9 protein-coding genes are annotated in these 12,711 nt (G+C 73.0%); 5 read left to right on the top strand and 4 right to left on the bottom strand.

From position 1 onward, the window contains the following. Positions 1–832 precede the first annotated feature (832 nt). The 3 genes from ACFWFI_RS32630 to ACFWFI_RS32640 all read left to right on the top strand — a co-directional run bounded on the left by ACFWFI_RS32630 (position 833) and on the right by ACFWFI_RS32640 (position 6,476). Complete coding sequence (locus ACFWFI_RS32630; RefSeq protein ID WP_387397291.1) at positions 833–3,925, top strand: hypothetical protein; 3,093 nt, start codon at positions 833–835, stop codon at positions 3,923–3,925. Between the two features lie 98 nt (positions 3,926–4,023). Beyond that, a complete protein-coding gene (locus ACFWFI_RS32635) occupies positions 4,024–5,172 on the top strand; it encodes a TniQ family protein (RefSeq protein ID WP_387397294.1) in 1,149 nt (382 codons plus the stop codon). A 104-nt stretch (positions 5,173–5,276) separates the two neighbouring features. Further along, on the top strand, positions 5,277–6,476 hold the full coding sequence (locus ACFWFI_RS32640) for a hypothetical protein (protein ID WP_387397296.1): 1,200 nt from the start codon (positions 5,277–5,279) through the stop codon (positions 6,474–6,476). A 67-nt stretch (positions 6,477–6,543) separates the two neighbouring features. Here ACFWFI_RS32640 and ACFWFI_RS32645 read toward each other — a convergent pair whose 3' ends face one another. Further along, on the bottom strand, positions 6,544–6,945 hold the full coding sequence (locus ACFWFI_RS32645; protein WP_387397299.1) for a hypothetical protein: 402 nt from the start codon (positions 6,943–6,945) through the stop codon (positions 6,544–6,546). A 454-nt stretch (positions 6,946–7,399) separates the two neighbouring features. Here ACFWFI_RS32645 and ACFWFI_RS32650 point away from each other — a divergent pair, with 454 nt between their 5' ends. Next, positions 7,400–7,921 (top strand): hypothetical protein, encoded by a 522-nt coding sequence (locus tag ACFWFI_RS32650; RefSeq protein WP_387397301.1) that lies wholly within the window; start codon positions 7,400–7,402, stop codon positions 7,919–7,921. Positions 7,922–7,996: 75 nt separating this feature from the next. Here ACFWFI_RS32650 and ACFWFI_RS32655 read toward each other — a convergent pair whose 3' ends face one another. The 3 genes from ACFWFI_RS32655 to ACFWFI_RS32665 form a co-directional block, all read right to left on the bottom strand. Beyond that, entirely contained in the window at positions 7,997–9,025 is a 1,029-nt protein-coding gene (locus tag ACFWFI_RS32655) for a hypothetical protein (protein ID WP_387397303.1), read from the bottom strand. Beyond that, positions 9,026–9,715: a hypothetical protein gene (locus ACFWFI_RS32660; protein ID WP_359595554.1), complete on the bottom strand. Its 690-nt coding sequence runs from the start codon at positions 9,713–9,715 to the stop codon at positions 9,026–9,028. Positions 9,716–9,797: 82 nt separating this feature from the next. Continuing rightward, positions 9,798–12,095: a DUF6884 domain-containing protein gene (locus ACFWFI_RS32665; RefSeq protein ID WP_387397306.1), complete on the bottom strand. Its 2,298-nt coding sequence runs from the start codon at positions 12,093–12,095 to the stop codon at positions 9,798–9,800. A 185-nt stretch (positions 12,096–12,280) separates the two neighbouring features. Between ACFWFI_RS32665 and ACFWFI_RS32670 the strand changes: the two genes are divergently transcribed. Continuing rightward, positions 12,281–12,634, top strand: a complete 354-nt coding sequence (locus tag ACFWFI_RS32670; protein ID WP_387397308.1) for a hypothetical protein — start codon at positions 12,281–12,283, stop codon at positions 12,632–12,634. Positions 12,635–12,711: the final 77 nt, after the last annotated feature.

The following is a 12,711-nucleotide window of genomic DNA, read 5'->3' on the forward strand; positions in this document are numbered from 1 at the left end:
TATGCCTAGTGATCGTCTTCGCCGATCACTTGACAGCGTTTCACGCTGTCTGCTATGCGGCCCGCTTCGCGGGCCGCGGTGATCCGCTTCGCGGATCACGTCTGCGCCTGCGGCTTGAGTGTGGGGAACTAGGTGGAACCCGCCATACGGTGCACCCCTGTGGATAACCGCGTTTTCCCAGCTCAACCCACGTTTTCGCATGGTGCCGGCCTCGGAGACCGATCGTAACCGATCGCAGAACCCGCCATTTCGTGCACGCTTTTTCCACAGTGCGGAAATCGAACAAAGGTCGGGGGGTGCATGAGGTGGCGGGTTCGGGAGTGACCAGGGAGAACGGCCGTTCGACGGGCCCTCTTATTGGGAACCGTTCCCAATAAGTTGTTCGAGTAAGAGGTGCCTCCAAACTTTCAACCCTTACCAACTGCCGTGCACCCGTGGCGGGTTCGGCCATCGTAGACCCCGTTCCCCCTGGTCAGTCCCGATACCGCCATTTGGTGCACCCGTTATCCACAACCCGACTGACCAGGGAAAACCGCTGTGCGCCCGTCTCGCCGCCTCGACCCCGTATGTGCACTGCGGGCCGCCGGGGTGTCGCTAGGCCCGTAGGGCGCCACCTAGGCCCCTCCCTGGGCCCGTTTCGGATGATCTCCCCCGGTGGCCGACGCGGGCCCCGGACGGCCTCGGCGCACCCCGTGGCGGGTTCGGTCCCGACGTCGAAAAGACGCACCCAAACTCACAGTTCAACTTGTAGTTGTGATGCAAGTTGGCTAGTGTGGGGACCGCACCAACCGCCGGGGGAAAGTCCCGGCGGCCGATCCGAAGGGAACCGCGCATGACCTCGACTTCCGCCCCGATGCCCGTTGCTGACGCCCTGTCGGCCGGCGCCCCCCGCACCCTGGGTGCGCTCGCCGCCGCCGCTACCGGTTGCGGGTGGGGCGTCATGGTCGAGCGCGACGCAACGGCCGAGGCGTGGACGCTTGTTGTGGCGACGCCGTCCGACTCCCGTACGGGCCGCTACACATGGCGCGCGGGCAAGTGGGCGACGGCGGGCCGCGGTTACCGCGAAACGGTCGCTTGGTACCGGTCCGGCATGGAGTCGCTTCCGGGCGCGGCGGTCGAGACTGTCGTCGAGGAGGTCAAGGTCCCGGCGGGTGACGTCTCGGCCGAGACGCGCGCCGAGGCCGAGGCCGGTGTCGTTGCGGCCCGCGCGGCACTCGACGCGGTCAAGGCCGGACAGAAGGCCGAGGAGGCACTCGCCGAGGCGCGCAAGTGCGCCGACGCTGCGGGCGGGTTCCAGCACTCGGCCGAGACGGCGCAGGAGGCGGCCGAGGCCGCGCGTACCTGGGCCGAGGCGGACGCCGAGGCGGACCAGGCCGAGGCGGACGCCAAGGGAGCGGCCGAGGCGGTCGTCGAGTGCAAGCGCGCTTTCCAGCGGGCGCAGCGTGCGGCCAATGAGTGCCGGAAGTACGCCGAGGCCGCTACCGGTGCCCTGTACGAGACCGAGGCGGACCGCGCTTACGAGGCTGCGAAGGATGCGCGGGAGACGGCGCGGGAGTCCCTCGGCACTGCTGAGGATGCGGCCGAGGCTGCGAAGGAGGCGGCCGAGGCTGCGCGCACCGCGGCCGATGACGAGTGCATGGGGTGCGGCGAATGGCTGTGCGCGTGCCGAGAGATCATGTGCGCGGTGCTCGCCCGGTACGGGTCGGGTGCGGCGCGCACGGTCGACCCCGAGGCGGTCCGCATCGGCGAACTGATCATGTCGGACGCCGAGGAGCTTCACGCCGCTGGACAGCTCATGCTGTGCGGTGAGTGGGCCGAGGCCGAGGAGGCTATCGAGCGGGCCGAGGAGGGTCCGGCCGAGGCCGAGGAGCGGCGCGCGGCGGTCCGTGCGGCCGAGGCCGCGGTCGAGCCTGCGGCACCGGTAGCGACGTGCGACGGCCGGACCGCGCGCCAGTGGGCCGAGGAGGCGGAGGGACACGCGTCCCGCGCGGCCGAGGCGTACGAGCTCACGGTGACGGCCGTCCGGCACCGGACCAACATCTATGACGCGATGCCCGTTGAGCGGCTCGACGAGACCGAGGGCAAGCGGGTGCGGGCCGCGCTCGCCCGTATCGACCGCCGGTCCCGGACCGCGTACAACCTTGAGCTTTCCGCGCGGCGTGACTGGTGGGACGGCGCAGAGATCACGGACCCCGCCCGTGCGCGGGACTGCGCCGAGCGTGCGCGCGTGCTGGCCGACGGATGCGAGGCGGACGCGCGCACGGTCGCCGAGGCTTTCGCATGGGCCGAGGCCGAGGCCGCGGCGGCGGCCGAGTTGCAGCGCGCGGAGTGGTCCCTCGCGGACGCCGAGGAGCGCTACGAGGCCGCGCGCCGTCCGAACGCGTGGATCGGGGCGCAGGGTGCTGACCGCCGCATCGGAGAGACGAACGCGCTCCGTCTCGTGTGGATCGCGCGGCAGGCTCTTGCGGCGGTCAACGGCGCACCGTTCATCGCGTACCCGACGCTTACCGACCGAGGGACCGTCAAGGGGTGGAGCGTCGGGTACTGCACCGTGAGCCGGTACGCGGGCACGGCCGTGCGCATCGTCGACACGTCCGCGGACGAGTGGCGGGCCGAGGCAATCGCCGACGCGCGGAACCGCGAGCACGCCGCGCGGGTGCTGTGTGAGCGCATGGCCGGTGAACTGGTCATCATGCGGGCCCTGATGGACGACGCGCGGCACGCGAACACGAAGGTTCCGGGCGCCCGGTACCGGCAGGCGCGCACCGCACTGGAGACGGCCGAGGAGCTGCACGACCATGCCGCACGGGAGCGCGGGACCGAGGCGGCCGACCGTATCGCCCCGGTGGCCGACAGGGTCCGCGCGCTGAGTGCCACGGTGGCGGAGTACGCGCGGGACCGCGAAGAGTGGGCACGGAACCAGCGCGCTGCCGAGGCTGCGCGGGCCGAGGCCGCTCCGGTGCCGGCCCCGACCGAGGCGGCGGTCGAGGAGGCACCCCGGTACCGATTCGGCCGCCGGGACGCCGAGGGTCGCTACCCGGTGTCGGTCGATGGCGCACCGGTCGGACACGTCTACCGGACGCGCCGCACATGGTGGGCCCTCGGTCTCGACGAGACGCGCCGGACCGACCACACCAGCCGCGCCGAGGCGGCGGCCCGACTCGTCGGGTTGGTCGACGTCCGGGCCGCGGCCGAGGCAGACACCGCGCGCCGGATGCGGGCCCGCACCGTGGCACCGGAAGGGTGGCGCGTCACCACATGGGACGCGGTCGAGCCTGGGGACGTCGTCCGCACCCCGGGGCGGTGCGTGCCGGTCCGTGGCGGGTTCGGGGACGGCGGTCCCCTCTCCCCCGAAACGTGGGGCGCCCCGGTGACCTTGACCGGTATCGAGCGGCTCGACAACGGGTGCGTTGTGGCGCGCGGACGGGAAGGGGACGCGCCCGGGTGGGCCGGTATGGGTGTCCTCCTGTCGACTCCCGCGTATGCCGAGATTGGCCTCCTGGTCCCGGACGCCGAGGCCGAGGCGGCGGTCGAGGAGACGGCCGAGGCGGTCCCGGCGGCGGTCCCGGCGGCGGTCGAGACGGTGGCCGAGACGGTGGCCGAGGCGGTCCCGGCGGCGGCCCGCCCGGCGGCGACGGGCCCTGTCGGCGCCCCCCTGTCGCGTCTCCCGCGCGGGGGGAGGGGCGGGGGCGTTCGCGCAGGTCACAGCACACGACAGGGCGCGGCACGACAGGGGGCACGACAGGGCACGCGACAGGCCCCCGGGCGCGCGGGGCGGCCCCTGCAAGCGTACGGGGAGCGGGGCCCGCCGTCCCGCATCCGGCCGTTGGGCCGGGCGTCGGCGCTTCCCCGAAAACTTGACAAGGACACGTCAGAAACGACAGAAGGGCCGAGGGTCCACCCGTGGATTCATCAGGAAACTTGACAGGGACGCGCCAAGATGACGACAGGCCGTCCCCTCGTCCGGACGGGACGTCACCCGTTCGGGGACGCGTTGTCGGTCCGGTGTGCCACGGTGCCGCCATGACCCAAACCGACCCGGCCGCCTCGGCGGAGTCCTCCCTCGGACTCCCGATCCGCGTTCCGCTGATCCACGGCGAGACGACGCTCTCTCTCCTCGCTCGCACGGCCGCCGCCAACGGCCCCGATCTGCCTCGGCTCCTGCGGGCCCTCGACGAGGGTCTCGACCTCCCGGCCGAGGGCCTCGACGCGCAGCGCGAGGAACTCCTCCTCTCCTCCGAGGGCCTCGACCGACTCGCCGCCCTCGTCGACCGCGACACCGACCAACTGTCCCGAGCTCTCCCCAGTGCGCACCCCGAGCGCGTCGCCGACGTCGAGGCCGTACGCATCGAGCCGTGGCCCGACGAGCTCGGCGCCGCTCCCCTGCCGGCCTGCCCGCTGTGCATGGAACCCGGGGCGTGGCTCGCCGCCACCGGTCACCGTTGGCGGCCGTGCCCCTGCGGCCGTCGGTGGCTCGCCGGGGATGACGGCGGGTACCTCGTTGACACGGCCCCCGTCCCCGATCTCGGGTGGGCGCTGCAACGACACCGACAGCTCGTCCACCGCCTGGGGCCCGTCGGTGACGCTCTCCTCGCGGACGCCCATCAAGTGATGTTGTGGTGGTGGGTGTCCATCCCTCGCCGTCGCGGCCCCGTCCGGGACGGCGGGCGAGGCGTCGCCGACGTCTGGCACACCCGCGAGGAGGCCCTCGGTATGACCCGGCACCGCCGCCGGGCGGCACCTGTCGTCGTCTACCCCGAGGCCGTCACCCTCGCCGAGCTCATGTGGTCATGGGAGGAGCGGCGCCGAAAGCGCGGGGCATCGTCCGCGGCCTGGGTCGAGGACGTCGTCGCCGAGCTCGTCCCCGCCGGCACCCTCACCCGGCAAGAGCGGGCACCCCTCGACTACTGGCTAGAGCAGCACCGGCCCGAGCCTGCCGGGAAGTCGTCCGGCCGCACGGCCGCCGACCGCCGATGGAACCACCTCCCCGCGCTGCACCGACGGCCGACCGAGCCCGGCCCCTTCCGGGCGCCCTCCTGCCTCATGTGGGTCTACGGCCTCCCCCTGACGTCCGTCACGGCCGTATGCCCCCGGTGTGACGGCCGCGCGCCGAGTTGCCGATGGGTGCCCTACCCCGAGTGCACCGGCCTGCCCGACAAGCGCACCCGCTGACACCCCACGGCGCTACGGTGCCGACAGGACGACGGGCCGCCCCCACCGGTAGTAGGGGCGGCCCGCCGCGGCCTCCATCATCACAGACCAGGAAGGCACCGCCCATGACACAAGCCGCCCCCACCCGATGGGTGCCGCCGGACCCCCGGCAACTGCCGGAGTGGCGCGCACAGCTCGTCGACTTCACCGCGTCAGAGCCGTCCAACATCACCATGCGCGAGGCGATCCGCGCGGGCCGCTGTTCCATCGTGCCCACCATGCGCAACGCGCCGATTGCGGCCGACACCCTCGCCGCGATCCTGCTCAACAAGGCAGAGCGGGCCCGGCTCGAAGAGGCCGAGCTCTACTACGCCACGGCGGACATGACGGCCCTTGCCCTGGCCGCCGCCGCCACTCCGCCCCGGGAGCGGGCGAGCATCGACCGCCTGCCGGCGGAGTCCGGGCTGATCGTGTTCGGCGAGCCCATCGGCGGCTACGTCGAAGACGTCGGGGCCGCCCTGGCGGACACCCTCGCCGCCCGGCCCGGGGTCGATGCCAAGGTCACGACACCGATCGTGGCCGCGTCGTGGACCGCGTGGACCCCGGAAGACGTGAACGTCGAGGGTCAGCCGGTGACATGGGGCCACACCACCAGCGACGGCTACGCCGCGATTCCTCCCGGCACCCGGGGTATCTGGGTCACCTTCTACAGCCCCCGGAACCTGTTCTCTGGCCTGCCCCCGGAGACCGTGCTCGGCACGATGCGGGACGGGTCAGTCATGACGGCCGGGATGATCGAGGCGGAACGCCACCAGGTCCCCGGGGGACCGCTCAACTGGGACAACGAGTCGTTGCTCATCGAGGGCGCCGAGTTCGCCCCGGCCCGGCCCGACACCACCGACGTGTGGACGCACAACCTCTACACCGCGTGGCAGCTCATGACGGCCGCCGGGGGCACCCGGTGGGCGGAGGTGGAGGAGATCCCCCGGGAGCGGTCCGGCAGGAAGCGGGACGCCCGGCAGGGCATCACGGGCTCGTCGGCCGTCCGCGTCGTCAACGTCCACACCGCCCAACGGCCGCCCCAGGAAGCCGCCGCCGCCGACGCCGCAGCAAGCACCGGCCGCCGTGAACCGTCGTGGTCCTGCCGGTGGCCCGTGCGTCCGTACCGCCGTTCAACCTGCCTCAACCCCGGCGGGCACGCCGCCGGGGACTGCCAGCACGAGGACCGCATCGTTCCTGGGCACATCAAGGGCCCGCCGGGTGCACCGCTCCGCACCGGCAGCACCGTGCATCTGTGGGACCGACAGCCGCAGGCCGAGGCGTAGCGTCCTCGACCGGTGAACGCCGAGGGCCCCGTCGCGTGTGCGACGGGGCCCTCGTGCTGGGCGGGTTCTACGCGGCGAGGCGGACCAGGACGGGCGCGGCAGCCGGGACCGGGTCGCACGCGTCCCACATCGTTTCGGTGGCAAGGGTGATCACGGGGCCGGACCAGCCGCGGGCCTCGGTGCATCCGAGGCAACCGCACGCCGAGTCGTACGGGCGCGGCGCGGCGGTGTACGGGTCCGAGTGCGTGATCGCCCCGGCCGGGGTCGCCTCCTCGACGCTCACGCCGTCGGGATAGCAGCCGAGGACGACGGCCCCGGCCGGGACCTCGTCGGCGCGGACGGTGGCCAGGACGGCGCCGAGCTCGGGGCGGGCCTCGGCGACGACGTCCTCGAACAGGGCCCGCGTCTCGGCGTCGACCACGAACGTGCGGGCCGTGGCGGGGAGCTCGGCGGGGGTCGGGGTGTTCATCGGTGCTGCCTCCTTGGGTCGGTGGGCCTTCACCATGACACAGGTTGTAACTCAACTACAAGTTGTGCTGAGAGTTTGCCGCGCGTGTTCGGCCTTGCCGGACGGGGGTCCGTATGTCCCCAGCTCATAAAATATGAGGCTCCGTCATAACCCCTGGTCGCAGGGGGGTGCACGGAATGGCGGTTTCAGATCCACCAGCGGGGCCCGACTCTCGCAGGTCACAGGCCCCGGACCAGGGCCGACGTCCCGAGAGGGTGCACGCCGTGGCGGAGTCGGCGCCGGGGGGTGCACGAGATGGCGGGTTCGGTACGACCTGCGGTTTCGCCGTACGGGCCGGGCGGAAGTGCCGGCCGCCCGTGCACCCGTGGCGGGTTCGGCCGAGAACCTCCCGGCCGCCGCCCGGAACGGGCACACTCGACCGGTGCCCGCTCGACCACCAGGAGGAGCCCCGCCCATGCCCTACACCGAACCCGCCACAGCCGAGGGCGAGCTCGTCGACCACCTGCGCAGGGATGCCGCACTGCGCGGGGAGCGTTCCGGCTGGGTGCACAACAGTCTGTCGGCGCTCCTCCTCGCGCACGGCCGCCTGTTCACCCCCGCCCCGTGGCCGGACGGCGGCACCCCGCCCGGCGAGCCCGGGAAGTGCTACACCGAGGCGGCATCGTGGGCATGGGCGAGCGGCGGCGAGCTCGTCTACGTCGAGGGGTTGGCGTGGGATGTGGCGTGGCCCGTCGAACACGCGTGGTGCGCGGGCAAGGACGGTGCAGCTCGTGACCTGACGTGGCCGCGGCCCGGCCGTGCATACCTGGGCATCCCCGTGCCCGCCGAGGATGCCGCACGTCTGCTGAGTCAACACGGCCCGCTGCTGCACGGGAACGGCTTCGCCTCGGATCTCGCGGTGACGTGGTGCCGTGACGGATTCCCCGCCGAGCTCCTCGCCGAGGGCGTCGGCCGCACCGTTCCCGCCGCCGACTGACCGTAGGCACGAAACGGCGCGGCCCCGGGAGAGTGAACTCCCGGGGCCGCGCCGTGTGGCGGGTTCTGCGGCGGCCTACGCGGCGGCCTGGTCCCCCGTCGCGCCGTAGTGCTTACGCAGCACGTCGAACGCTTCGAGGGCGACATCCTCGGGCGCGCGGCCCGACGCCTCGGCCTGCGCGGCGAACAGGCGAGAGAACTCCTGTACCGCACTGTCCGGCAGGGCCCATGTCGACGCCCCGCCGTTCGGTGCACCCGCACCGCCCGTCTCGGCCTCCCCCGCGGCGGCCGGTGCCGGTGCCGGCGCCTTCTTCGCGGCGGCCTTCTCTGCCTTGGCTGCCGCGTCCTCCTTGACGACCCGCGCCACCGTCTTGCGTGCGAGGCTCAGGAGCTTGTCCGGGGCGGGGACCTTCTTCCCCTCCCCGATCTTCTCCTTCGCGCTCTGGACGGCGGCCCTCAACACCTTGGCCGTGGGCTTGTTCTCGGACCCCTCCTTGGTGCCGTCCCAGAGGGCCCGCGCGGAATCAGCGCCCCATTCGCGGTAGGCGGGGACGAGCTCGCGCGCCGTGCCCTCGTTCGGGATGGACAGCTCCCGCATGACCGGCGCCGCCGCAATGAGGCGGTCGACCTGCGAGACCGACACTCCCCACCGGGCCATGGTGTACTCGGCCCACGTCATCCGGTAGTGCCGGTGGAGCTCCTTGTCCTTGATCGTGTCGAACGCCTCGCCCGCGTCGGCCGCCGCCTTCCCGAACGCCTGAATCCGGCCCTCGCACTGACTCAGGAGGAGCCGGTCCTCCTCGGAGAGCGGACTCACGGCCTTGCCCGCGTCGTCCGCCTCGGTGGTGGCCGGTGCGCCCCCCTCGTCGCTGTTCGAATTCTCATCGAACACTTTCCCGCCAATTGGCGGGATGCCCCCCTCGGCCGGGGCGGGCGCCGCCCCGGCCTCAGTCTCCGGAGCGGCCTCGACTTCCGGTGTCCCCGCGGGTGCCGGCACTCCGGGCGCGGTGAACGTGGCGGGTACTGCGGGCTTCTCGGGCTTGCCCGTCCCCACACCCCGCCCCCGGGTGGTCATGGCGTCGCCGAACACTGCATCCATGCTCATCTACTGAATCGCCACCTTCGTAAGGATCTCGACAGCCACCTTATGCATGGGGTCGTCGTCGGCGAGGGTGAGCGCGTTCCCGAACGCGCGAGAGTAGCCGCCCTCGCCCTGCTGGTTCGGGACGCTGGACTCCAACACGGTGATTTCGCGCTTCTCCAGGGTGCGGCGGGCCTCGTCGTTGGCCTTCGCGCTGTGGTGGGTCCGGGTGAACAGGACGACGAGCTCGGGGCGGCGTCCCGTGGTGTCTTCCAGGTACTTGAGGGCGAGCCACACGGACGCCGACCGGTGGAGCTCACCCTCGGCGGGCTGGAGGCACAGAACGGCAAGATCCGACATGGCGAGCGCCGAGTGATGCGTCCCGCCGGGGGTGTTGGACCACGCCCCGGTGTCGATCCCGAGGAGGCCACCGGCCGGGGTCTCCTTGGTGATGGTGCCCGGCAGGTGCAGCGCGCTGTACTGCGCCGTGACAGGACTGTCCTTGACCAATCCGCCGCACATCTGGTCCCACGCGTAGAGGGAACCGTCCTCGTCCTCGCCCGGCTGGTCGGAGTCGATTGCAGCCGTGGGGTAGCCCATGCGGGCCCAGTGGCCGCGGACGTGGGCAAGGGTGTGAGTCTTGGTCGACCCGCCCTTGCCGATGAAGGTCACGCGGCGGCCCTTTTCAGGGAGCTGGAACATCAGTGATGACATGGCGGAAGGCTATCCGCCGCATCCGTGATCCCGGCGCCGCTTTTCGCACTCGCGGCGCGGCGTGGCCGCTCGGCGCGGCCGTCTATCCCCCGTACGTGCTACGGCACAGCGAGGCGAGGCTCGGATCGGTGACGCCCTGGGCGGCCCGGCACACGTCGCGCATGGAGTAGCTCGGCGCGGCGGGCGCCCGGTGAGTCGGCCGTGCGGGGTGGTGCGACGGCCGCAGGACCGGCGGCCGGACTGTCCGGCGCTGCGGTGCCGGCGGCCGGGCGTGGTGAGTCCGCGGGGGCGCGGCGGTACGAACCGCCGGGGCGGGCCGCGTCGACCGCGGGGCCCGCGCGGCGGACGGCGTCGACCGCGGGCGCGGCGCGGCCGAGGAGGGCGAGGGGGACGGGTCGGGGCCGGTCCGGGTGAGCTCCTCGCGGGCCGGGGCCTGGGTGACGCTCGCCGGACTGGGGGCGGCGGACACGACGGGCCGGGCGCGCGGGCCGGGCGCCTTGTCGTCCGCCGGGGGGACGGACACGCACCCGGTAGCCAGGGCGGCGAGGGCGGCGAGGGCGAGAGCGATCACGGGACGGTGCACCCGCTCACCGTGCCCGATGTCGGGGCGCCGTACATCGCGCCGCGCGGCGGTCCACCGGTTCGAGGGACACACTCCCCCGCCCTCGTGCCTCGTCCCCTGTCGCGCCGCCCGCAGGGCCGGGGGAACGGCGCCGTCGGCGCAGGTCACGCCAGACGCGAGACAGGCCGTCGGCAGGGGGCGCGACAGGGGGTGCGACCGCCCGCGCGGCCGGGCGGCGTGGGCGAGCTCGACCGGCCGCACCGGGGCGGCGGGCGAGTCGAGGAGCTCCTCGTCCTCCTGGTCCTGGTCCTCGACGACGTCCTCGGCCGCGGCCTCGACGGTGGCGCGGGCCGGGTCGTAGATGGCGGCGAGCCGGGCGAGTTGCTCGCCGATCCCCCGAGTGCCTGCGAGCGGCGCGGCGAGCTCGTCCCAGACCTCCCCGGCGAGCTCGACGTACGCCCGGCCGCCGAGCACCGTCACGGCCGCGCCCGAGATCCCGAGCTCGTGCGCCTGCCGGCGCAGCGTCTCGCCGTCGATCGTGCCCGGGTCGCCCACCCGGAGGTCATAGTTCAAGAGGTGTTGGTCGAGCTCGACAAGCCCGTACTTGGCCGACAGGATCAGCACCCGCCCCGACCGGCCGCCCTGGGTGAGGACGTCGGCCGCCCGGCGCATCGCTCGGTGATAGCTCCCCACGTAAAGCGCCCCCGCCCGCTCGCCGATCACCGGCTCGCCCTTGCGGACGCCGTCGGCATACACCGCCTTCCGGCCCCCGCACGCCACGATTACGACGCGCTCGCGCTCCTCCGTCGAGGCCCGGCGGCGGCCCGCCGCGGTGATCCGGACCTCTCCCGCGTCGAGCTTCCACACCGCCTCGGCCACGGGCGCCGTGCGGCCCTGGGGGCGCGTCCACTGGATGAGCCCGGCCGCCCCCAGGGTGCGCGCGGTCCGCAGGTTCACGGACGCGGGGAGGAGGCCCTCCGGGTGCGCGGCGGCGGTGTGCAGCCAACGGCGCTGTACCGGGGTGAGCTCGACGGCGGGGAGCTCCTCGTCCTCCTGGTCCTCGACGACGTCCTCGGCCTCCTCGACCGGCGCCTCGTCGGCCGGGAGCTCCTCGCCGTCGAGGGCGGCGAACAGTCGGGCACTGCGGCGGCGCTCGGCGGCGCGCAGCTCGGCGAGCTCACGCTCGAACGCCTCGGCGGCCGGGTCCGGGGTGCGGTCCGCGGCGGCGAGGAGCTCCTCGGCCTCGGCCTCGTCGTGCATCGCGTAGAGGGACACCGGGCCCTCGGCCTTGACGACGTCCCATGCGATGCGCGCGGCCTGGTCCCACATCGGCGCGGCCGGGTCGACGTACCGGGGAAGAGAGGAGATCCCGAACGCGTCCGCGACGGCCGCGAACGCCTCGACGCGGAACCGGCGAGCGTACGCGCGGCGCCCGCCGGCATCCGTGTATTCGAGGGCGTCCTCACCGGCCGCGCTGCGGGCCCACTGGCCGTAGGCGCGGGCCGCCTTGGTAGCGAGGGCCTCGACGCGGGCGAGGTAGCGCGGGACGGCGGACAGGTAGCGGGCGACGCGCTCGGGGTCGCCGGACACGTCGAGGTGCAGCTCGTCGGGCGTCGGCAGGGGCGCGTCAGAACCGGCCGGGTTGTAGTGCAGGGTCCTGTACGGGTGGCGGGCCTCTACCCGGTAGATCACCGCGAGGCGGCGGGCGGCGGCGGCGCGGGCCTTCCCCTTCCCGGCGGCGCGCTCGAATTCGAGGGCGGCCTCGGCGCGGCCACGGTCGACGGCGATTCGGGTCCGGGTGGCGTACTCGGCAGGCATTCGGCGCGGCTCCTGTGTTCGGGGTGCTGATCTCCGGACACCTTCCCACAGTTGCACTATGACTACAAGTGAAACTTACAGTTGTGTTCCAAGTTGGCTCACGCGAAAGGGTGTGACTGGGCGCTCCAATTGGCCAGTTGAGCGCGGCCTTGTCCGGCGAGCACACGCACCGCTGTACTGAGGGAATGACGAACACCCCCGTCGTGAGCTTTGAGCCCGTGAAGTACGCCGCGTGCGCCCTCCCCGTGGGGCACCCCGACTACGCGGACTACGTGGTCCGGGTCATCCTCCGCCCTGGCGGTCAGTGGGAGGTCTTCCACGCCGGTCCGCGGGGTGAGGGTGGCCACGGTGGCAAGTACCTGAATACCAAAGGCAATTGGTGCTCCCCCCATGAGCACCACTGGTGGTCCAACGATGAGCACCAATTCGATCTCGACACTGCGCGCGCCCTGGCCATGGCCGCCGCGTTGACCGTCGCCGTGCACGGCCGCACCGCCGCCGACGTGATCGCCGCGGACAAGTCGGCAGTGGTCCGCTGACTCCGGTGGCCACTTCGAACGCTCACCGGCCAGATGAAGCGCACAAAGGGGCGGGCCCCGGTAGGTGTCTACCGGGG

Source organism: Streptomyces sp. NPDC060209 (assembly GCF_042728155.1).
GTDB lineage: Bacteria > Actinomycetota > Actinomycetes > Streptomycetales > Streptomycetaceae > Streptomyces.